Source organism: Glycomyces albidus (genome assembly GCF_009451885.1).
Lineage (GTDB): Bacteria > Actinomycetota > Actinomycetes > Mycobacteriales > Micromonosporaceae > Glycomyces > Glycomyces albidus.
In genome coordinates, this window is sequence record NZ_WIAO01000014.1 from 92531 (window position 1) to 113079 (window position 20549).

The 20549-nt window shown below is 71.7% G+C and carries 19 protein-coding genes; 6 read left to right on the forward strand and 13 right to left on the reverse strand.

The window, feature by feature from the left end; all coding sequences use genetic code 11:
• Positions 1-56: 56 nt before the first annotated feature.
• The 6 genes from GFD30_RS13155 to GFD30_RS13180 all read right to left on the reverse strand — a co-directional run bounded on the left by GFD30_RS13155 (position 57) and on the right by GFD30_RS13180 (position 6549).
• On the reverse strand, positions 57-1571 hold the full coding sequence (locus tag GFD30_RS13155; protein ID WP_153025661.1) for a sodium/solute symporter: 1515 nt from the start codon (positions 1569-1571) through the stop codon (positions 57-59).
• Positions 1571-1924 (reverse strand): hypothetical protein, encoded by a 354-nt coding sequence (locus GFD30_RS13160; RefSeq protein ID WP_153025662.1) that lies wholly within the window; start codon positions 1922-1924, stop codon positions 1571-1573. Before GFD30_RS13160 ends, GFD30_RS13155 begins: the two co-directional genes overlap by 1 nt.
• A 352-nt stretch (positions 1925-2276) precedes the next feature.
• Positions 2277-3020 carry a LytR/AlgR family response regulator transcription factor gene (locus GFD30_RS13165; protein WP_153025663.1) on the reverse strand — a complete coding sequence of 248 codons (744 nt, stop codon included), beginning with the start codon at positions 3018-3020 and terminating at the stop codon, positions 2277-2279.
• 268 nt (positions 3021-3288) lie between these two features.
• On the reverse strand, positions 3289-4284 hold the full coding sequence (locus GFD30_RS13170) for a sensor histidine kinase (protein ID WP_153025703.1): 996 nt from the start codon (positions 4282-4284) through the stop codon (positions 3289-3291).
• Between the two features lie 232 nt (positions 4285-4516).
• Positions 4517-6196, reverse strand: coding sequence for a solute symporter family protein (locus GFD30_RS13175; protein WP_153025664.1), 1680 nt, complete (start codon positions 6194-6196; stop codon positions 4517-4519).
• The gene (locus tag GFD30_RS13180; RefSeq protein ID WP_153025665.1) at positions 6196-6549 is read right to left on the reverse strand and encodes a DUF485 domain-containing protein; all 354 of its coding nucleotides are present in this window, start codon (positions 6547-6549) and stop codon (positions 6196-6198) included. The genes GFD30_RS13175 and GFD30_RS13180 overlap by 1 nt, the downstream gene beginning before the upstream one ends.
• A 295-nt stretch (positions 6550-6844) precedes the next feature.
• On the opposite strand from GFD30_RS13180, the gene GFD30_RS13185 reads away from it, so the two are divergent.
• The gene (locus tag GFD30_RS13185) at positions 6845-7261 is read left to right on the forward strand and encodes a VOC family protein (RefSeq protein WP_153025666.1); all 417 of its coding nucleotides are present in this window, start codon (positions 6845-6847) and stop codon (positions 7259-7261) included.
• 72 nt (positions 7262-7333) lie between these two features.
• On the opposite strand, the gene GFD30_RS13190 is transcribed toward GFD30_RS13185, so the two are convergent.
• The 5 genes from GFD30_RS13190 to ligA form a co-directional block, all read right to left on the reverse strand.
• Positions 7334-7900: a DUF234 domain-containing protein gene (locus tag GFD30_RS13190; protein WP_153025667.1), complete on the reverse strand. Its 567-nt coding sequence runs from the start codon at positions 7898-7900 to the stop codon at positions 7334-7336.
• A 20-nt stretch (positions 7901-7920) separates the two neighbouring features.
• Positions 7921-8673 (reverse strand): LPXTG cell wall anchor domain-containing protein, encoded by a 753-nt coding sequence (locus GFD30_RS13195; RefSeq protein WP_153025668.1) that lies wholly within the window; start codon positions 8671-8673, stop codon positions 7921-7923.
• A 141-nt stretch (positions 8674-8814) separates the two neighbouring features.
• Positions 8815-9789: a sigma-70 family RNA polymerase sigma factor gene (locus GFD30_RS13200; protein WP_153025669.1), complete on the reverse strand. Its 975-nt coding sequence runs from the start codon at positions 9787-9789 to the stop codon at positions 8815-8817.
• Between the two features lie 102 nt (positions 9790-9891).
• On the reverse strand, positions 9892-11907 hold the full coding sequence (locus GFD30_RS13205; protein WP_153025670.1) for a putative bifunctional diguanylate cyclase/phosphodiesterase: 2016 nt from the start codon (positions 11905-11907) through the stop codon (positions 9892-9894).
• A gap of 335 nt (positions 11908-12242) precedes the next feature.
• Positions 12243-14465 carry an NAD-dependent DNA ligase LigA gene (gene ligA / locus GFD30_RS13210; RefSeq protein WP_322633219.1) on the reverse strand — a complete coding sequence of 741 codons (2223 nt, stop codon included), beginning with the start codon at positions 14463-14465 and terminating at the stop codon, positions 12243-12245.
• Positions 14466-14633: 168 nt separating this feature from the next.
• On the opposite strand from ligA, the gene GFD30_RS13215 reads away from it, so the two are divergent.
• The 5 genes from GFD30_RS13215 (at position 14634) to GFD30_RS13235 (ending at position 19395) form a co-directional block, all read left to right on the forward strand.
• Positions 14634-16040, forward strand: coding sequence for an alkaline phosphatase PhoX (locus tag GFD30_RS13215; protein ID WP_322633224.1), 1407 nt, complete (start codon positions 14634-14636; stop codon positions 16038-16040).
• A gap of 175 nt (positions 16041-16215) precedes the next feature.
• A complete protein-coding gene (locus GFD30_RS13220; protein ID WP_153025673.1) occupies positions 16216-16941 on the forward strand; it encodes an ABC transporter ATP-binding protein in 726 nt (241 codons plus the stop codon).
• Position 16942: 1 nt separating this feature from the next.
• The gene (locus tag GFD30_RS13225) at positions 16943-17680 is read left to right on the forward strand and encodes an ABC transporter permease (RefSeq protein WP_153025674.1); all 738 of its coding nucleotides are present in this window, start codon (positions 16943-16945) and stop codon (positions 17678-17680) included.
• Positions 17681-17690: 10 nt separating this feature from the next.
• On the forward strand, positions 17691-18311 hold the full coding sequence (locus tag GFD30_RS13230) for a TetR/AcrR family transcriptional regulator (protein ID WP_153025675.1): 621 nt from the start codon (positions 17691-17693) through the stop codon (positions 18309-18311).
• 67 nt (positions 18312-18378) lie between these two features.
• Positions 18379-19395, forward strand: coding sequence for a magnesium and cobalt transport protein CorA (locus GFD30_RS13235; RefSeq protein WP_153025676.1), 1017 nt, complete (start codon positions 18379-18381; stop codon positions 19393-19395).
• Here the strand turns inward: GFD30_RS13235 and GFD30_RS26990 are convergent.
• Both GFD30_RS26990 and GFD30_RS13245 read right to left on the reverse strand, forming a co-directional pair.
• Positions 19382-19624 carry a DUF1918 domain-containing protein gene (locus GFD30_RS26990; protein WP_322633220.1) on the reverse strand — a complete coding sequence of 81 codons (243 nt, stop codon included), beginning with the start codon at positions 19622-19624 and terminating at the stop codon, positions 19382-19384. The two genes, GFD30_RS13235 and GFD30_RS26990, sit on opposite strands and share 14 nt — an antisense overlap.
• Positions 19625-19715: 91 nt before the next feature.
• Complete coding sequence (locus tag GFD30_RS13245) at positions 19716-20417, reverse strand: VIT1/CCC1 transporter family protein (RefSeq protein WP_322633221.1); 702 nt, start codon at positions 20415-20417, stop codon at positions 19716-19718.
• Positions 20418-20549 lie beyond the last annotated feature (132 nt).

Consider the following 20549-nt stretch of genomic DNA (forward strand, 5'->3'; position numbering starts at 1 on the left):
CCCGACGGGGCGATCGGTGTCGAGCGGTTATCGCGGCCGCCGGTGCGCCCCGCCCCTCACCTCGAGGCGGCGCCGCGGTCCCTGACGCGGATCGGGCCGGTGTCGCCGGTCGAGTAGCGCCCGGGCACGTGCAGGCGAAGGACGGCCTCGCCGGCCCAGTCGGGGACCGAGCCGGGCCGGGACGCGGCGGCCATCGTCGCGAACGCCAGCGGGACCGTCCACAGTGCCGGCTGCGCGAGCAGGATCGACCAGGTGCCGGGCGGCAGGTCGAGGATCACCGACGCCAGCGCCGCGCCGGTGGAGGAGGCGGCGCCGACGAGAAGCCCGGCCGTGGCGCCGGTCGCGGTGAGGCCGCGCCACCAGATCCCGAGGGTCAGCAGCGGGCAGAACGTGGAGGCGGCGACGGCGAAGGCCCAGCCGACCAGGACGTTGATATCGACGTCGGCGGCCGGGAGCGACAGCACCACCGCGAGGGCGGTGCCGGCGAGGACCCCCAGGCGCAGCTTGGAGAGCGAGCCGCCGAACAGGTCGTGCGAGAGGCCCCCGGCGAGCGCGAGCAGCAGCCCCGAGGACGTCGACAGGAACGCCGCGAACGCGCCCGCGGCGACGAGCGCGGTGAGGACCGCGCCCACGGTGCCCGGCGCGATCGCCTCGGGCACGAGCACCGGGACGACGTCGGTCTCCTCGGGGTTCGGGACGACGATGCGTCCCAGGAGGCCGTAGACGATCGGGAACAGGTAGAACAGGCTGAGCAGGACGATCACCGAGACGGCGACCCGGCGGGCCGCGCGGGCGCCGGCGACGGTGTGGAAGCGCATCACGACGTGCGGGAGTCCCATGGCGCCCAAGGTGGTCGCCACCAGGACCGACACGGTCGCCAGGACCGAGTGGCCCGAGCCGTCGAGGTCGAGCAGCGGCCGGGCCCAGTCCGGGTCGGGGCCGGTGGTGGCGAGGGCGGCTTCGCGGCGGTCGGTTCCGGCCAGGACGATGAGCACGATCGCGGGGCCGGCGATGAACACGAGCTTCACGATGTAGTGGAACGCCTGCACGTAGGTCGCCGAGCGCATCCCGCCGACCGCGATCGTGGAGGAGACGACGAGGCCGGCGCCGATGACGCCGATCCAGTACGGGATGCCGGAGACGAGTTCGAGGACGACTCCGGCGGCCTTGAACTGCGGCAGCAGGTACAGCAGCATGATCACCAGGACGACGAGGCCGCACATGCGGCGGATGCGCGGTGAGCCGAGCCGGTACTCGGCGAAGTCGGGGACGGTGTAGGCGCCGCTGCGGCGCATCGGCCCGGCGACGAGGGCCGCGACGAGCACGTACCCGGCGGTGAAGCCCACGGCGTACCACATCGCGCCGACGCCGTTCTTGACGAGCAGGCCCGCGAGGCCGAGTACCGAAGCGGCCGAGACGTACTCCCCCGCGATCGCGAGCGCGTTCCAGCCGGGCACGATCGAGCGGGAGGCCACCAGGAAGTCCGGTGTGGAGCGGGCGGCGCGCACGCCCCACACGCCGATGACGACGCTGGCGATGAGCACCAGCATGATCGCGGCCAGGCCGAGCATCAGGGGCCGTCCGTGTCGTGGTCGGCCTCGACGCGTTCGGCGCGGCGCACGTGGACGGCGGCGAGGACCAGGAGGACCGGGTAGGGCGCGAAGAACAGGACGGCCCAGCCGAGCCGGCCGGGGACGACCGCGGCGGCGGTGAGCAGCGCGGCTAGTGCGACGGCGAGCGCGGCGGCGGTGCCGGCGGCGAGGCGGCGCTGGCGTCGGAGGGCGCGTTCGGCGGCGACGAGGTCGATCGCGGAGGAGGGGATCGGGGGCCGCCCGGCGAGGTGGCTCAACCGGCCCATGGCGTCCGCCCCGCGCCGCTGCGCGAGGCGGGTCTGGGGGCTCGTGACGCGGACGCGTTGGATCACGGCGCGGACTCCAGTCCGGCGAGCGGCGGGCGGGTGCGGTGCGGCGATCCCATCGGGCACCGGGTGCGGTGCGGTACACCTGGGCGGCGCATCCGGTGTGCAGTCATCGAACAGGGGGTCCGAGGCAACGCCGCCACCGCGCGGCGGGTGCAATGCAACTCCGGCATAGCGCGACAGATGCGGTGCGGCACCCCAGCCGAGCGGCGGGTCCATTGCAATTCCGGCATCGGGCAGCGGGTGCGGTGCGGCACCTCTGGCCGGCGGCTCGTCCAGTGCCACGCCGGCACCGGGCAGCGGGTGCGGTGCGGCGTCCCCGCCGGGCGGCGGGGGGCGGCGGTCGGGCGCGTGCGGGTCATGAGTCGCCGCGCACCGCTTGGAGGAGGCGTTCGCGCAGCAGACGCGAGTGGCGGCGGCTGACGGGCACTTCGCCGGCGCCGGTGACGGCGACGAGGCCGGCCGTGGAGGTCACGCGCAGTTCGGTGATGGCGGCGAGGTTGACCAGGAACGAGCGGTGGGCGCGCACGAATCCAGCGGCGTCCCAGACCTCTTCGAGGTAGGTGAGGGACTGGCGCAGCAGGTGCGAGTGCTGTCCTGAGTGGAGCCTCACGTAGTCGCCGTGGGCTTCGGCGTAGGCGATGTCGTCGCGCCGCACGAACACGGTCCGCCCGGCGAGCTCGACCTGGACGACGGCGAGGTCGTCGGCCTTGTCCCCCGCCGGGGCCGGGCCGGAGCGGCGGCCGATGCGGGCGACGGCCTCGGCGAGTCGCTCGGGCCGGAACGGCTTGAGCAGGTAGTCGACCGCGCCGAGCCCGAACGCCTCGACGGCGTGGTTGTCGTAGGCGGTGACGAAGACGATCGCGGGCGGGTGCGAGAGCCGCCGCAGGATGCGGGCGACGTCGATCCCGGTCAGGCCGGGCATGGCGATGTCGAGGAACGCGGCGTCGAAGGTGCCCTCGCCGAGGAGGCGCACCGCTTCGTCGCCGCCGGCGGCGCACTGGACGTCGCCGACGCTCGGCTGCTCGGCGAGCTGCCCGGCGAGCTCGGCGCGGGTCGAGGGCTCGTCCTCGACGACGAGGATGCGCAGACCGCCGCTCATCGCCCGCTCCCGTCCGGTCGGCGAGCGGGCCGGGCGCGAGAGCCGCGTTCCGACTCCGCGCGAAGCCGTCCCGCCGCGACACGGCGGGCGCCGTGTGAGAGCGACAAGGTGCGGGGACTTCGTTCCGGCTCGGAGAAAAGTCCTGCCGAGGCACGGCGCGCGAAAGGCGGCCGCATCAAGGTGCCGGAACTCCGTCCCGGCTCGGCGAGGAACACTCCCGGCGCAGGGCGGCGCGCGACATGTGCGCGCGTCAAGGTGCGGGCGCTGCTCATGCGTGGACTCCTCTGGCGTAGCGGGGGATGCGCACGGTGGCCTTGGTGCCCGCGCCGGGCGCGGTGTCGAGCCACAGGCCGTACTCGGGACCGTAGACGGCCCGCAGGCGCTTGTCGACGTTGGCGAGGCCGATGCGGCCCGAGCCGGCGCGGCTGCCGGTCAGGATCGCCTTGGCCACGTCGGGGTCCATCCCGGCGCCGTCGTCCTCGACCTCGATGACGCACAGGGGCCCCTCGGAGAAGCCGCGAACGGCGATGTGGCCGGTGCCGGGCCGGGACTCGAAGCCGTGGCGGACGGCGTTCTCGACGATGGGCTGGACCACCAGGAACGGGATGGGCACGGGCAGGACCTCCGGGGCGATGCGCACGGTGATGTCGAGTCGGTCGTCGAAGCGGGCCCGCTGGAGCTCGAGGTAGGTCTGGACGGCGTGGAGCTCGTCGGCCACCGTCGCGAAGTCCCCGGTCCCCGCGAACGAGTAGCGGAGGTAGTCGGAGAAGTCGGTGAGGAGCTCGCGGGCGCGCTCGGGGTCGGTGCGGGTGTGGGCGCTGATGGCGGCGAGGGCGTTGTGCATGAAGTGCGGCGAGATCTGGGCCCTGAGGGTGCGGAGGTCGGCTTCGGCGATGCGTTCGCGGGCCCGGACGAGGTCGGCGTGGTCGAGCGCGCGGGCGACGAGGTCGGCGGCCTCGGCGAGGTCGGCGTCGCTGACGTCCCCCGAGACGAGCAGGCACCCGGCCAGGTCGCCCGAGACGACGAGCGGGGCCGCGCGCAGCGGCGGCGCGGTGACCGGTTCGAGGACGTCGAGCGTCTCCACCAGGAGCGCCTGGGCCGCGTCGGGGTCGAGGCTCCCGGCGGTGGCCAGGAGCTTCTCGCAGTCGGCCAGCGCGACGGCGTCCGCCGCGAGGAGCCGGGCCAGGCGGCGGGCGGCGAGCTGGGCGCCCTTGCCGGTGAGCCCGTCGGCGAGGGCTTCGCCGATCTGGCGCGACAAGCGCAGCGCGGCGAGGGTCGCCGCGCTGCCGGTCCGCCGTCGCTGGCGGTGAGGGGATCGCGCGATCACCCTGCCACTGTAACGTGGCGCACAGCGGGGCCCGTCCAGCGGACGGGCCCGAGGGAGCGGCGGGCGCGCCGGGGACGCCTTGCGGGCCTGGCCTGCGGGAAGAGCGGGCAGGCCAGGCCCTTGGGGCCGGCGGGGAGGGCCGCCCCGGCCCTCCCCGCCATCGCGTGGCTCAGTGATCCACGGCCCGCTCGGATCCCGCCCCGGTCAGCGCCCTCACCTGGAGGGTCGCGAACCGGTCGGAGCGGGACTCGTCGCTCATCCGCGTGCCGACCACGGCGCAGATGAGACCGAGCGGGATGGACACCAAGCCGGGGTTCGACATCGGGAACCATGCGATGTCGACCCCTTCGCCGAGCAGCGAAGTCTCGGCCCCGGAGAAGACCGGGGAGAACACGACGAGCGCGATCGAGGAGATCAGGCCGCCGTAGATGCCCCACAGGGCGCCGCTGGTGTTGAACCGCTTCCAGAACAGGCTCAGCAGCAGTGTGGGGAGGTTGGCGGAGGCGGCCACGGCGAACGCGAGGCCCACCAGGAACGCCACGTTCAGGTCCTGCGCGAAGATCGCCAGGAGGATCGCGACGACGCCGATGCCGATCGAGGCGAGCTTGGCGACGCCGACCTCTTCGCGCTCGGTCGCCTTGCCGTGCCGGATGACCGCGTTGTAGAGGTCGTGGGCCAGCGAGGAGGACGAGGCGATGACCAGGCCGGACACCGTCGAGAGGATCGCCGCGAACGCCGCGGAGGCGATGACCGCGAGCATGACCGCACCCAGCGTGGTGCCGCCGACGTCGCCGCCGACGACTTCGGCGAGCTGCGGGGCGGCGGTGTTCCCGGCCGGGTTCTGCGCCGTGATGGCCTCCACCCCGACGATCGCGGCGGCGCCGAAGCCGAGCACGAGCGTCATCAGGTAGAACGCGCCGATGAGGCCGATGCCCCAGTTGATCGACTTGCGGGCGACCCGGGCGTCGGGGACGGTGTAGAAGCGGATGAGCACGTGCGGCAGGCCCGCGGTGCCGAGCACCAGGGCGAGTCCGAGGCTCACGAGGTCGAGCTTGTTCCACATGGTCTGGACGGCGTCCCCCGGCACCTCGACGCCGTAGCGCAGCCCCGGTTCGAGGAAGGCCGCGCCCTGGCCGGACGCACTGGCGGCGTCGCCGAGGAGGTCGGAGACGTTGAACCCGTACTGGGCGAGCACCATGATCGTGAGGACGGCCGCGCCGCCGACCAGGATGATCGCCTGGAAGATCTGGACCCAGGTGTTGCCCTTCATGCCGCCGAGCGCGACATAGAGGGTCATGATGAGCCCGACGAGGACGATGCCGGCGATCTTGGCGGTCGCGGCGTCCATGCCGAGGTAGGTCTCGCCCTCCTGGATGCCCAGGAGCAGTGCGATGAGCGCGCCGGCGCCGACCATCTGGGCGAGCAGGTAGAAGATCGAGACGCTCAGCGTGGAGACGGCCGCGGCGGTGCGGACGGGGCGCTGGCGCATCCGGAACGAGAGGACGTCGGCCATGGTGAACCGGCCGGTGTTCCGCAGCATCTCGGCGACCAGCAGCAGCGCCACGAGCCAGGCGACGAGGAAGCCGATCGAGTAGAGGAAGCCGTCGTAGCCGAACAGGGCGATGGTGCCGGCGATGCCGAGGAAGGACGCCGCCGACATGTAGTCGGAGGCGATCGCGAAGCCGTTCTGCCATGAGGAGAAGCTGCGCCCGCCGGAGTGGAAGTCGGTGGCGGTGCGGGTGTACCGGTGGCCCCAGACCGTGATGCCGATGGTGACGGCGACGGTGGCGAGGAACAGGACCATCGTGAGCGTGCGGCCGGAGCCTTCGGCCTGCGCGAGGATGTCCATCAGCGGTCCTCTCCGTAATGGATGGCGTCGTGCAGTTCGATCGCCTTGGGGTCGAAGTTGCGGGAGGCGTAGCGGGAGTAGCCCCAGGCGATCGCGAAGGTCGACACGAACTGGCCGAGGCCGAAGAGGAGCGCCACGTTCACGTTGCCGAAGACGACCGTCCCCATGAAGTCGCGGGCGTAGGCGGACAGGAGGACGTAGAGGAGGTACCAGGCGAGGAATCCGATCGTCGCCGGGATGATGAACCGGTACAGGCGGCGCTTGAGGTCGGCGAAGCGGGGGTCGTCGTGCATGGCGGCGAGCTGCTCGTCGGTGACCTCGGGCGGGGGTCCCTCGCGGGTGGGCGTTGCCATCGGGCCTTCCTCCTTGAAGGGGTTGCCGTGTCGACGTCATGACTGGCGCGTGTCGGCACGGTGACGGGTTTACAAGGAACCTAAGAGGCCGCGTGGCCCGAGTGAAGTATTGATGTGACGCGCGTCGCTGGAGTGTCGCCATCCTGCGGCGAGTCTGCGCCGAGCCGCCGCCGAACGGGCGGCGAGCGGTCGGCGAACGGCGCCGGCGGGAAGTACGGGCGCGAACGATGAATCCGCCCAGCGGGACTCGTCATTACTCGGAAGGCACACCGAGACCGGAAAGAAGCGTGAGCCGATGGCGAGCAAGATGATCTTCCTGAACCTGCCCGTGGCCGACCTCCGGAAGTCCAAGGACTTCTACCTCGCCCTCGGCTGGAGCGTGAACCCCGACTTCACGGACGAGAACGCCGCGTGCGTGGTCGTGGACGACAACATCTGCGTGATGCTCCTCGCCCGCGACTTCTACACGACCTTCGCCGAGCGCCCCATCGCCGACACCGCCAACTACTCGGCCGCCGCATACGCCCTGGCCCTCCCCGAACGCGAGGCCGTCGACGACCTCACCGACGCCGCCCTCATGGCCGGCGGCACCGAGGAGACCTCCAAGAACGACCGCCGCACCCAGGAGGCCGAGGTCGGCATGTACGGCCGCACCTTCCTCGACCTCGACGGCCACCAGTGGGAGCCGTTCTACATGCCCTACCCGCAGTAGCCTGCGCCCCGAGGAGTCCAGGAACGCCGACGGCCGCCCCGCTTCATGCGGGGCGGCCGTCGGCATGCGGTCCTATGCGGAGGGACCGCCCCAGGCGCGCAGCAGCTCCTCCGGTCCGATGCACCGGACGGCGCCGATGCCGCAGCCGGAGCGGGCGACCGCGAGCAGCGGCGTGTCCTCGTCCGCGCCGGGGAGCCGGGCGCGGTGTGCGACGAGAGCGGCGAAGTCGCGCTGGTCGAACGGCTTGTTCTCGAGCCACTTGATCGAGCCGACGACCGTGACGCGCCTGGCGACCGGCTCGCGGTCACCACCGACGATGTCGATCTCCGGATTGTTCGACCTGGTCCAGTACCCGCCGACCGCATCGGTGCCCTCGGGGAGCAGCTCCGGTGCCAGCCGCCACAGCGCCTCCCGGACGACCGGTTCGACTGCTCGACCACGCCATGAGGCCCAGCCCTTGCGGATCGACTCGAGCACCAGGTCCCCCCGCCCGCGCTCCACCTTGGAGATCGCCCCCGCCAGGAAGTAGAGCCAGAAGCGCAGGTACGGGTCTTCGATGCGGTAGCGGGTCTCCCTGCTGGGGCGGGTCGACAGGGGCAGCTCGGCCCGGACGCTGCGCCGCTCGGACAGCACCTCCATTCGCCTCGCCGCGCTTGCGGCTACCGCTGCTCGGCGGCTCTTCGACGCGCGAGCACGAGGGCACCCGCGCCGGTCAGGATCGCGGTCGCGGCGACGGCCAGCGGCAGGGTGGAGCTCGTCCCCGTCGCGGGAAGGGTGTCGGGCTTCGCGCTCGGCGTGGCGGTGGCGGACGCGCTCGGTCCGGCGGAGGTCGGGTCCTGCGACGGCGACCGGGACGGCTCGGTCGGCGGGTCGGTGGGCTCCTCCCCCTCCTCGTAGGCGCCCTCCTCGCCGAGGAAGAGGTAGTACATCGGCGAATCCCAGTACACGTCGTGCACGACGGGGTCGCTCCACGTCCGCACGGAGAAGGGGACCCGGTCCGTCAGGATCGGAAGGTCGTACACGTGGGCGTTCACGACGAACGGTGCGTCGGCGGTCTCGTCCCCGAGGTTCACGGTGCACTCGATGACGCCTTCGGCGATCGTCCTGCAGCGGTCCTCATCGGGGTGCTCCCAGAACCACAGCGTGCTCTCGTGGTTCATGATCCAGATCGTCAGCGGCAGGCCCTCGTACGAGGGCGGGTAGTCGGCCGTCCAGTCCATCGTGAGCCGGTTGTTCCCGACGGCCAGCGGGGCGGCGAGCTCGAAGTCGAGTTCGAGGGGAATGAGCGGAACGAGGTCCTGCTCGGCTTCGGGCTCGGGTTCCTGGGCGAAGCCGGGTGCGGCCGTGAGGATCGCGGCCGCGGCGATTCCCGCGGCGGCGATCGCCCTCAGGGTTCGGACGGGGGTTCGCATGGGACTCCTCGGGGTGCGACCGGGTGCGTGTCGGTGCCGCGTCGCTCGACGCTTCAGTGTGGACACGCCCGCGGGGGCGTGAACGGTTGCGCCCCGGCCCGGCCGAATCCCGACCGGACCGGGGCGCGACGGACGCGACAGCTACTCGCGGTACTCGTTCGGGAGGCCGAAGAGGGGGAAGAGGCGGGCGGTGTCGAGGAAGTAGTTGAGGCCGGCGATCTTGCCGTCCTCGAGTTCGAGGACCGTGATCGACCAGGGCTCCCAGACGCCGGGCTCGCCGCTGGGGCGGTAGTGGCCGAAGGCCGGGAGGCCGTTGGCACCGACGGGGACCAGGCGGGAGTCGCGGCAGGTGGAGCCGGTGCCGAGCATGAACTCGGCGACGCCGGCGTGGCCCTGGACCCACAGCGGGAACGGCGGCATCGAGAGGGCGACGTCCTGCGTGCACAGCGCGGTGAGGGCGTCCATGTCGTACGCCTCGAAGGCGCTGACGTAGCCGTCGACGAGCTTGCGCAGCTCGGCGTCGTCCAGGTCGGCCGACTCGGGCTTGGGCTCGGTGTGGACCTTCTCCATGGTGGCCTTCGCGCGCTGGAGGGCGCTGTTGACCGAGGCCGGGCTGAGGTGGAGGGCCTCGGCGGTCTCGGCGGCCGAGAAGCGCAGGACCTCGCGCATGAGCATCACGGCGCGCTGCTTGGCCGGCAGGTGCTGGACGGCGGCGACGAACGCGAGGCGGAGCGTGTCCTTGGCCTCCGCGGCCGCTGCCGGGTCGGCGCCGAAGGCCATCGAGTCGGGGATCGGCTCGACCCACAGGTAGTCGGGCTCGGGCGCGGGCAGGGGCGCGCCGGCGTCCGAGGCCGGGGCCAGGTCCATCGGCCGGGCCCGCCGCTGCGGGCCCTTGAGCATGTCCAGGCAGACGTTCGTGGTGATCTTGTAGAGCCACGAGCGCAGCGAGGAGCGGCCCTCGAACGAGTCGTAGGACTTCCAGGCGCGCGTGAACGCGTCCTGGACGGCGTCCTCGGCCTCGAAGGACGAACCGAGCATGCGGTACGCGTAGGCGCACAGCTCGCGCCGGTGCGGCTCGAACCGGGCCAGCACGTCGTCGTTGACTTCGATGTTCATGACGACAGCTTCGCACAGGCCACCGACATTCGCGAGCAAGGTTCCGGAACCGCGCGCACAGGTCGGCGGGCCCGGCCGAACTCCCTTGTGGCGCTACCGGCTTCAGCGGTCCTTGCGCCGGTCGGCCAGCCAGCGTTCGAACGCGTCGGCGCTCATCGGCTTCGCGAAGTGCCAGCCCTGGCCGGCGTGGCAGCCCCAGTCGTCGAGCTGCTTGCGGACCTTGTCGTCCTCGACGCCCTCGGCGTCCAGGGCCCGGCCCAGGTCGATCGTGGTCGAGACGATCGCGGCGTTGTCCGGGTCGTCGACCAGCGAGGTCACGAAGGACTTGTCGATCTTGATCTCGGTGACCGGGAGCCGGCGCAGGTGCTGCATCGAGGAGAACCCGGTGCCGAAGTCGTCGAGACTGATGCCCACGCCCAGGTCCGAGAGCCGCTGCACGTTGAGGAGCACGCGCCTCGGGTCGGCCATCAGCGCGGACTCGGTGATCTCGAGCTGGAACCGCTTCGCGTTCACGCCGTACGCGTCGATGCGCTCGGTCAGGAAGTCGGTGAACTCCGGCGACTGGAGGTCGCGCACGGAGACGTTCACGGCCATCCGCAGGTCGTACCCGGCCTCCTTCCAGGCCCGGAGCTGGCGCAGGGCGATGTCGACGACCCGCTCGGTGAGCATCCGCATCACCGACGAGTGCTCGGCGGTCTCGATGATCTCGGACGGGTTGACCATGCCGCGCTCGGGATGGCTGTAGCGCAGCAGCGCCTCGGCGCCGATGACCTCGCCGTCGACGAGGCGCACCTGCGGCTGGTAGTAGAGGTTGACCCCGGGCGCGTCAGGGTGGTCGAGGGCCCGACGCAGGTCGCCGAGGAGGTGGAGCCGCTCGGGCGAGTGGTGGTCGAACTCGGCGCCGTAGCGGGTGTACGAGCCGGCCCGCTGCTTCGACTCGTACATCGCGATGTCGGCGTGGCGGAACAGGGTCTGGAAGTCGGCGCCGTCGTCGGGGAACACCGCGACGCCCACCGAGCCGTCGATCTCGAGGCTGACGTCGCCCAGGACGATCGGGGCGTCCAGGCGGGCGCGGATCTCGCGGGCGCACTCCATCGGGTCGGTCATGCCGTCGAGCTCGGACCACACGAACGCGAACTCGTCGCCGCCCAGGTGCGCGATGGCCTTGCCGGGCGGGGTGTCGGTCGTGAAGCGCTTCGCGAGCTCCACCAGGAGCTGGTCGCCGACCTCGTGGCCGAGCGCGGAGTTGACGTCCGCGAACCGGTCGAGGTCGAGGATGAGCAGCGCCACCGCGGTGTCGGTCTCGGCGGCGTCGGTGAGCTTGCCGTCGACGACCTGCTGGAAGCCCTTGCGGTTGAGCAGTCCCGTCAGCGGGTCGTGGTCGGCCTCGCGCTCGCGGTCGGCAGCGGTCTGGAGGATCCGGTAGACGCTGAAGATCGGGATCGCCGAGGCGGCCACCAGCCACCACGAGGACATGGCGGCGGTCGCGAGGATCGGCGCGATCGCGACCTGGGTGGCGCGCAGCGCCCACTCGCTCTTGAGCCACTGCAATGCGAGGTCGCTCCATCCGAGTCCGGTGCGAAGGCTCTGGCGTCCGGCCACCAGGGCCGAGCTGGTCAGGGTCCACGCGGTGCCGGCCGCGAAGACGGCGAGGAGCTGGTGCGCGGCCCCGCTCCAGGTGGCCTCGGCGGAGATCGCGCTCCAGACCTGCCAGGCCACGCACAGGGCGACGCCCTGCTGCGAGACGTTGAAGACCATCCGCCAGGCCGAGGAGCCGATCTGGACGGAGAGGAGCACGATCGCGCCCGACTGGACCACCAGGGCGGGGAGGAAGCCCCAGGTGATCATGGTGGCGAGCACGTACACGAGGTAGATCGACGCGATCGGCGACATCCACAGGCCGCCCCAGCGGGTGGGGCGGAACTCGGCGATGAGCGCGAGGCCGGCGGTCAGCCAGAACGCGAAGGGCACGTCGAACCAGCCGCCCTCGAATGCGCCGGCGCGCACGGCGGTGAACCCCGCGCCGGCGATCGCCAATACGGTGACCGCCGACATGAAGCCGTAGTACCGGCCTGGATGCTCTCTCGGCGCAGTGTTGCGCATGAGCGTCGTGGCCATATCGCTCCTCCCACTGCCACACCGTTCCGCGGCGACGCGCCAGAATCACCTCGGGACGGTCGTGGCCGACTCCTCTGTCATATCGCGATTTTCGCTCCCAGACAACGCTGGGGGCACATGCGGCACACTTGTGACCAGGCGCGACATGTCCGTGACAGAAACCGTTCTCCGTACGTCGGCGGCACGACCTCCCGGGTCGGTTTCGGACCCGGCGGCCGCTTCGGGCGGCCGCTCCGAGCCGCGGCCGCGGCAGGGGCGTGCTTCCACGAGACGACTCTGCCTGGTTCTAACGAGCTTCCCCCCTCAACGGAATACGGATCGTTACCGACTTGTGATCATTCTGGTTCGTTCTCGTCGTTTTGCGTTACCGACTCGGGCAGACCGTGCTCGAGGAGCCGCTCGAAGTCCTCCCCCGGGACGATCCGGACGCCGAGTTCGACGGCCTTGTCGTATTTCGACCCGGGCTTGTCCCCCGCCACGACCACCCCGGTCTTCTTCGAGACCGAGGAGGTGGACTTGCCGCCGCGGGCCTTCACGGCCGCGGCCGCCCCCTCCCGGGTGTACCCCGGAATGCCGCCGGTGATGACCACCGAGACGCCCTCGAGCGTCTGGGGCAGCGCCTCGGAGGGGTCGGGGTCCTCGTCGCGCATGCGCACGCCCGCGGCGCGCCAGCGCTCGACGATCTCCCGGTGCCAGTCGACGGCGAACCAGTCCTTGATGGCCGCGGCGATCGTGGGGCCGACGCCCTCGACGGCGGCGATCTCGGCCTCGTCGGCGTTCCGGATGCGGTCGAGGTCGCGGAAGTGCTCGGCCAGGGCCTGGGCGGCGACCGGGCCGACGTGGCGGATCGAGAGGGCGTTGACGACCCGCCACAGGGGCTGGGACTTCGCCTTGTCGAGGTTCTGGATCATCTCCTCGGCGTTCTTGCGCGGGAGGATCTCGCCGGTCTTCTTGTCCGGCTGCTTCGCGAAGGGGGTGACGACCTTCGGCCGGCCGGTCTTCTCGTCGACCTTCGGCAGGCCGGTGTCGGGGTCGCGCACGACGACGCGGATCGGCAGGAGCTGCTCGATGCGCAGGTCGAAGACGCCGCCTTCGTCGGTGAGGACCGGTTCGGCGGGCTCGAGCGGTTGTACGAGGGCCGCGCAGGCGATGTAGCCCATGCGGTCGACGTCGAAGCAGGAGCGGCCCGCGAGGTACGCGAGGCGCTCGCGGAGCTGGCCCGGGCAGGTGCGGCCGTTGGGGCAGCGCAGGTCGATGTCGCCTTCGGCGGCGGGGGCGAGCACGGAGTCGCATTCGGGGCAGCGCTCGGGCATGACGAACTCGGTCTCGTCGCCGGTGCGGGCGGCGGCGACCGGGGCGACGACCTCGGGGATGACGTCGCCGGCCTTGCGGACGACGACGGTGTCGCCGATGAGCACGCCCTTGGCCTTGACCTGGTCGGCGTTGTGCAGGGTCGCGAACTCGACTTCGGAGCCGGCGACGCGGACGGGTTCGAGCACGGCGTAGGGGGTGGCGCGGCCGGTGCGGCCGATGGAGACCTTGATGTCGAGGAGCCTGGTGTTGACCTCCTCGGGCGGGAACTTGAAGGCGACGGCCCAGCGCGGGGTGCGGCTGGTGGCGCCGAGTCGGCGCTGGACGCCGAAGTCGTCCATCTTGACGACGACGCCGTCGATCTCGTGGACGAGTCCGTGGCGCTTGCCGCCGAACTCGTCGATGTAGGCGAAGACCTCGTCGATGGTGGGGACGACCCGCCAGTAGGGGCTGGTGGGCAGGCCCCAGGCGGCGAGCGCCTCGTACGACCGGGACTGGGACTCGGGCTGGAAGCCCTGGAGGGCGCCGAGGCCGTGGGCGATGAACGAGAGGGGCCGCTCGGCGGTCTTGGCGGCGTCCTTCTGGCGCAGGGAGCCGGCGGCGGCGTTGCGCGGGTTCGCGAACGGGGCCTTGCCGGCCTCGACCTGGGCTTCGTTGAGGCGCTCGAAGTCGGCGGTCGGGAAGTACACCTCGCCGCGGACCTCGAGGAGCTCGGGGACGGGGAAGCCGTCGCCTTCGCTGAGGCGGTGCGGGACGGAGCCGATGGTGCGGACGTTGGCGGTGACGTCTTCGCCGGTGGTGCCGTCGCCGCGGGTGGCGGCGCGGGTGAGGCGGCCGCGCTCGTAGACGAGGTCGACGGCGAGGCCGTCGATCTTGACCTCGCAGAGGTAGGGCTCGTCGGGGACCTCGGCGGTGATGCGGTCGGCCCACGCCCGCACTTCGTCGAGGCTGAAGACGTCCTGGAGGCTGAGCATCTTCTCGAGGTGGACGACCGGGGTGAACGCTTCGGAGAAGGTGCCGACCTGCTGGGTGGGCGAGTCCTCGTTCTTCAGCTGCGGGTATGCGGTCTCGATGTCGACCAGTTCGTGCATGAGCTCGTCGAACTGGCTGTCGGAGATCGTGGGCGCGTCTTCGGCGTAGTACCGGCGGCGGTGCTCGGTGATCTCGGCCGCGAGGGTCTCGTGCCGGGCCCTCGCCGAATCGAAGTCCGGGTCCTCGCGGTGCTGGTTCGTGTCGGTCGTGCTCACACGCCCCATTGTGTCAGCCTGGTGCGACGTTTCGCGGAGGTCGAAGCCTTATGCCACCGGTCACTTTCCGTTCACGTCCTGATTGCCTTCCCCACCCTTTGGGCCGCGATGATCGGGCCGGTACGCCCGCCCCGCCCCTCACCTTCCTCAGAAGGAGCCCAGGTCTTGGTGACTCTGCAAGGTTCGAACCGCCGCAGCTTCCTGCGCCGCGGCGCGGCCTCGGCGGGCGGGGGCTTCGCGGCCTCGGCGGTGGAGGGCCTCGCGGTCCGGGCCGCGCGCGCCGCGGACGGCCGGAAGCCGCGCACCGCTCCCGGGAACGGCGGCTACGGGCCGCTGCGCGAGCTGACCCGCACCGACGCCGACTCCGGTTTCGCGCAGACGCTGCGGCTGCCGGACGGCTTCGACTTCGCGGTGTGCTCCGTCGCGGGGTCGCCGCTGGCCGACGGGTCGGCGACGCCGCCGGCGCACGGCGGCATGGCGTGCTTCCCGACCGGGCGCCGCGGCGAGTGGCGCCTGGTGCGCGGCCACGGCGTGACCGGCGTCCCGGAGGTCGCCGCAGGCGAGGCCAAGCACCGGTACGACGCGCTCGCCGCGGGCGGCACCACGACTTTGGCGGTGTCCTGGAAGGACGGCGCGTTCGCGTTCGAGGGGGCGCGGCGCTCGCTCTCGGGCACGCTCGCGAACCGCTCGGGAGGCGCGACCCCGTGGGGCTCGTGGCTCTCGTGCGAGGAGGCCACCGCCGGGACCGCGGCCGGCTGGGAGGCCCCGCACGGGTACGTCTTCGAGGTGCCCTCGGATGCCGAAGCGGAGTCGGAGCCGCTGCCGCTCAAGGAGATGGGCCGGTTCGTGCACGCGGCGGCCGCGGTGGACCCGCGCACCGGCGCGGTGTACCTGACCGAGGACCAGAACTCGGCCGGGTTCTACCGGTTCCTGCCGAACGTGCCGGGGCGGCTCGCCGAGGGCGGGCGGCTCCAGATGCTGAAGTTCGCGGACGAGTGGAACGCCGACGCGCGCAGCGGCCGCCGCGCCTCGCGCGCCGTCCACGTCGAGTGGGTCGACGTCGACGACCCCGACCCGGCCGGCGCCGAGGCGAACCCGTACGCGGTGTTCGACCAGGGCTGGGCGCAGGGCGCGGCCGTGTTCGGCCGGCTCCAGGGCTGCTTCTCCGCGGACGGCGCGGTGTACGCCGCGTCGGTCTCGGGCGGCGATGAGGGCGAGGGCCAGCTCTGGGAGTTCCGGCCGCGGGGTCTTCGCGGCGGGACGCTCACGCTCGTGTTCGAGTCCCCTGACGCGGCGCTGCTGCCGTTCCCGGACGCCATCGCGGTGTCCCCGGCCGGGAGACTGGTGCTGTGCGAGGGCACCGGCCGCGAGGCGCCCGTGCTGCGCGGGCTCACGCGCGGCGGCGAGCTGCTCGAGGTCGCCGGCCACGACGGCACCGCCGTGTGGAGCGGAGCGGTGTTCTCGCCGGACGGGAAGGTGCTCTTCGCGAACCTGCGCGGCGCGGCCCGCGGCGACCGGGCCGAGCCGGCCCGCACGATCGCGATCTGGGGCCCCTGGGACCGGGGCGTCCTCTAAGGCCTGCTCCTCCGATGAGACCGGCCCCGCGGCCCACGAACGCGGGGCCGGTCCTCGTCGTGCCCGAGGCGGGCGAACGGAAGCGTGCCGCCGGTTCCAGGAGTAGCATTTCAACGTGCGTTGAATTCCTGTGCTACGGTGAATTCATCACTCGTTGAATTCTTTGGAGGCCCCGATGCCGTCCACCCCCGCGATCGTGGTGACCGACCTGGTGGTCGACCGCGGCAAGAAGCCGGTGCTCAGAAGCGTGTCGACCGAGATCTCGGCGGGCACGGTCACCGGACTGCTCGGGCCCTCGGGCTCGGGCAAGACCACGTTCATCAGGTCGATCGTCGGCACCCAGAAGGTCAAGTCCGGGACCGTGCAGGTCCTCGGGCACCCGGCCGGGACGAAGCCGCTGCGCCGCCGCGTCGCCTACGTGACCCAGGACGCCTCGATCTACCGCGACCTGTCCGTCAAGGCCAACGTCGCCTACTTCGCGGCGCTCTACGGCCGGAGCCGCCACGAGGCCATGCAGGCCATCGAGGGCGTCGGCATGGGCGACCACGCCGACAAGCTCGCCGGGAACCTCTCGGGCGGGCAGAAGACCCGCACCTCGCTGGCGTGCGCGCTCGTCATCGAACCCGAGGTGCTCGTGCTCGACGAGCCCACGGTCGGGCTCGACCCGGTGATCCGCGAGGAGCTGTGGGACCGGTTCCGGGCCCTCGCCGCCGGCGGCGCCACGCTGCTGGTCTCCAGCCACGTCATGGACGAGGCCGACCGCTGCGACCGGCTCCTGCTGCTGCGCGACGGCGTGTTCATCGCCGACGACACGCCGGCCGACCTGCGCGCCGCCACCGGGACCGCGAACCTCGAGGCCGCGTTCCTCCACCTCATCCGCGCACTCGAAGGGGTGAACTGACATGTCGCCGCGGATCACGTTCATCACCGCCGGGCGCATCCTGCGCCAGCTCCTCAACGACCACCGCACCGTCGGGCTCATCCTGGCCGTGCCGGCGCTCATCATCGCCCTGATCAGCGCCATCATGGACGAGGCACCGCGGGTCTTCGACCAGACCGGCCTGATCCTGCTGGCCGCCTTCCCCTTCATGCTCATGTTCATGATCACCTCGATCACGCTCCTGCGCGAGCGCACCGGCGGGACGCTCGAACGGCTCATGACCACCCCCACCGGCAAGCTCGACCTGGTGGTCGGCTACGCGATCGCGTTCGGAACCGCGGCCGCGGCCCAGACCGCGGTGGCGGCCACCGTCGCGTTCTGGTTCCTCGGGCTCGACACGGCCGGTCCGACGTGGGCGGTGTTCCTCATCTGCATCGTCACCGCGCTGTTCGGGATGGCGCTCGGGCTGTTCGTGTCCGCGTTCGCCACGACCGAGTTCCAGGCGATCCAGTTCATGCCGGTGTTCGTGGTGCCGCAGCTCTTCCTGTGCGGGCTGATCTGGCCCGCCGACCAGATGGCCGGCTGGCTCCAGGGCGTCTCCGACGCGCTGCCGCTCACGTACGCGGTCAAGGCGCTCACCGAAGTCCAGCTCAACCCGGACGTCACCGGGGACATGTGGGCCGACCTCGCGGTCGTGCTCGGTGCGGTCGTCGTCGCAACCGTGCTCGGAGCCGCGACCCTCAGGCGGCGGACCGATTAAGGTTCCTCACGTGGCGAGAACCAAGCGGACCGGGCGGCGCTCGGGGAACCCCGACACGAGGTCGGAGATCCTGAGCGCTGCCCGGCGCCTGTTCGCGGACGAGGGCTTCGAATCGGTGTCCATGCGGCGCATCGCCGGCGAGGCCGGTGTGGACCCGTCGCTCATCCACCACTACTTCGGGTCCAAGGACGAGCTGTTCATGGCCGCCATCGAGATCCCGTTCGACCCGGCCCCGGAGGTCGAGGCCGTGCTCAAGAGCGGCGACGTCGACGGCGCGGGCGGGCGGCTCATGCACGCGTTCGTCGCGATCTGGGACGGCCCGCACCACGAGAAGCTCCTCGCCGTGGTGCGCACGAGCCTCTCCAAGCCCGCCATGGCGTTCGTGCTGCGGCAGCTCTTCGAGCACCGGATCGTCAAGACGGTCGAGTCGACCCTGGGCGGCCAGGTCGACCACATCCCGATCCGGGCGAACTTCATCGCCTCCCAGATCTTCGGCCTGGTCGTGACCCGGTACATCCTCAAACTCGAGCCGATGGCGTCGCTGAGCGAGGCGGAGCTGGCCGAGACGGTCGGCCCGACCATCGACCGGTACCTGACGATGCCGGTCGAGCACCTGTCCCGGGAATCCTGACGCGATCCTGACGCGACCGGGCCTCGCGTCCGGTCGGGCCCGTGGCGGGCCGCCCTAGACTGGCCGCATGCCGATCGTCGACAGCGCCATCTACCGCGAAGGCGCCCGCGAGACCCACCACGTGACCCTCGACCAGACCTACGAGGACCTGCACGAGAACGGCGGCTTCGCGTGGATCGGCCTCTACCGCCCCACCGCGGCCGAACTCGCCTCGGTCGCCGAGGAGTTCGAGCTCCACCACCTCGCGATCCAGGACGCGCGGACCGGGCACCAGCGCCCCAAGCTGGAGCGGTACGGCGAGACCCTGTTCGTGGTGCTGCGCGCGGCCCGCTACCTGGACGAGCCCGAGCAGGTCGAGTTCGGCGAGGTCCACCTGTTCATCGGACCGAACTTCGCGATCACCATCCGCCACGCCGAGTCCCCGGACCTCGCGAAGGTCCGCAAGCGCATCGAAGGCGACCCGGTGCTGTGCGCGCTCGGGCCCCAGGCGGTCCTGTACGCCGTCATGGACGAGGTGGTGCGCGGGTACCGGCCGGTCGTCTCCGGCCTGGAGAACGACATCGACGAGATCGAAGAGGCCATCTTCTCCGGCGACCCGGCCGTCACCCGGCGCACCTACGAGCTGCTGCGCGAGGCGATGGCGTTCCAGCGGGCCACGCACCCGCTCGTGGGCGTCCTCAAATCCCTCGAGGCCGGGTACGACAAGTACGCGGTGGACCTGGAGCTGCGCCGCGACATGCGGGACGTGCTCGACAACGTCCTCCGGACCGTCGAGCGCGCCGACACGTTCCGCACGCTGCTGCAGAACGCGCTCACCGTGCACTCCACGCTCGTGACCCAGGCGCAGAACGAGGAGATGCACGCGCTCGCGGCGCAGACGCACGAGCAGGGCGACCAGGTCAAGAAGATCAGCTCGTGGGCGGCGATCCTGTTCGCGCCCGGCCTGGTCGGCACCATCTACGGCATGAACTTCACCCACATGCCGGAGCTGAACTGGACCTTCGGCTACCCGCTGGCGCTGGGCGTCATGGTCGTCTCGGCCGTCGTCCTGTGGGTGGTGTTCAGGCGCATCAACTGGCTCTGAGCCCGCGGGGCTCCACGACGCAGTCCGACTCCGGGACCACGACGGCCTCGTGGCCGTCCTCGTAGCGCACCCGGTACGGCGGCGCGCCGTCCTCGCCCAGCACCGCCTCGACCTCGGCGACATGGTCCTTCATGCCGACCTGGCGGCCCAGGAAGCGCAGCCGGTCGCCCTTCTTCACCTGCACGACGATCACCTCCCTCCACCGGACGCGGTCTGACAGGGTCGGCACTTCCAGCGTAGGCGAACCGCGGGCCGGGCGGAACCGCACGGCGAGCCGCAGCCCGCGCTCGTACGCGACGTCGACGGCCGAGCCGGCCGCGCTATATCGCCACGTCGAACGCCGAGCCGACCGCGTACGTCACGATCATCGTGACGGCGCCGACGGCCGTGATCCGCAGCATCGCCGGGGCCCTCGGGGCGCCGCCGAGCAGCGCCGAGGTGTACCCGGTCAGGGCCAGCGCGGCCACGACGGCGATCGCGCAGCCGATCACGCGGATGCCGTCGGGCAGGAGGGTGATCGCGAGCAGCGGCAGCAGCGCGCCGCACGTGAAGCTGATGAACGACGAGATCGCGGCGTGCCAGGGGTTGGTGAGGTCGTCGGGGTCGAGCCCGAACTCGACGCGGGCGTGGGCGCCCAGCGGGTCCTCTTCGGAGAGCTCGCGGGCGGCCCTGCGGGCGGTGTGCGCGGACAGGCCGCGGCGCTCGAGGTTCTCGGCGAGCTCGTCCTCGGCTTCGTCGGGGTTCTCCTCGAGTTCGCGCCGCTCGGCCTCGACGAGCGTGGCCTCGGTGTCGCGCTGGGTCGAGACCGAGGTGTACTCGCCGCCGGCCATCGAGAACGCGCCGGCGACGAGGCCGGCGACGCCGGAGATGAGGATGGTGGAGCGGTCGGCCGTCGCGCCCGCGACGCCGATGACGATGCCGGCGACCGAGACGATGCCGTCGTTCGCGCCGAGGACGCCGGCCCGCAGCCAGTTGAGCCGGCTGCCGACCGTCCGGAGTCCCTCGCCGTCGTGCGCATCCACGCCCTCAGTGAACCACAGGGTTGCACCGGGTGGGTCTTCTCACGGCAGGTCCCGTATTGCACCACTGTGGGGCGTTATTTCCGGCGACGGAGCGTCACCACTCCATTAGGGACCTTTCCCGGAGTGGTTGAC

What these genes read in the sequence shown, in the direction of transcription:
- GFD30_RS13155 (WP_153025661.1), bottom strand. Translation starts at nt 1,571, where the DNA reads ATGCTCGGCCTGGCCGCGATCATGCTGGTGCTCATCGCCAGCGTCGTC.
- GFD30_RS13165 (WP_153025663.1), bottom strand. Translation starts at nt 3,020, where the DNA reads ATGAGCGGCGGTCTGCGCATCCTCGTCGTCGAGGACGAGCCCTCGACC.
- GFD30_RS13175 (WP_153025664.1), bottom strand. Translation starts at nt 6,196, where the DNA reads ATGGACATCCTCGCGCAGGCCGAAGGCTCCGGCCGCACGCTCACGATG.
- GFD30_RS13180 (WP_153025665.1), bottom strand. Translation starts at nt 6,549, where the DNA reads ATGGCAACGCCCACCCGCGAGGGACCCCCGCCCGAGGTCACCGACGAG.
- GFD30_RS13185 (WP_153025666.1), top strand. Translation starts at nt 6,845, where the DNA reads ATGGCGAGCAAGATGATCTTCCTGAACCTGCCCGTGGCCGACCTCCGG.
- GFD30_RS13190 (WP_153025667.1), bottom strand. Translation starts at nt 7,900, where the DNA reads ATGGAGGTGCTGTCCGAGCGGCGCAGCGTCCGGGCCGAGCTGCCCCTG.
- GFD30_RS13195 (WP_153025668.1), bottom strand. Translation starts at nt 8,673, where the DNA reads ATGCGAACCCCCGTCCGAACCCTGAGGGCGATCGCCGCCGCGGGAATC.
- GFD30_RS13200 (WP_153025669.1), bottom strand. Translation starts at nt 9,789, where the DNA reads ATGAACATCGAAGTCAACGACGACGTGCTGGCCCGGTTCGAGCCGCAC.
- GFD30_RS13205 (WP_153025670.1), bottom strand. Translation starts at nt 11,907, where the DNA reads ATGGCCACGACGCTCATGCGCAACACTGCGCCGAGAGAGCATCCAGGC.
- GFD30_RS13220 (WP_153025673.1), top strand. Translation starts at nt 16,216, where the DNA reads ATGCCGTCCACCCCCGCGATCGTGGTGACCGACCTGGTGGTCGACCGC.
- GFD30_RS13225 (WP_153025674.1), top strand. Translation starts at nt 16,943, where the DNA reads ATGTCGCCGCGGATCACGTTCATCACCGCCGGGCGCATCCTGCGCCAG.
- GFD30_RS13235 (WP_153025676.1), top strand. Translation starts at nt 18,379, where the DNA reads ATGCCGATCGTCGACAGCGCCATCTACCGCGAAGGCGCCCGCGAGACC.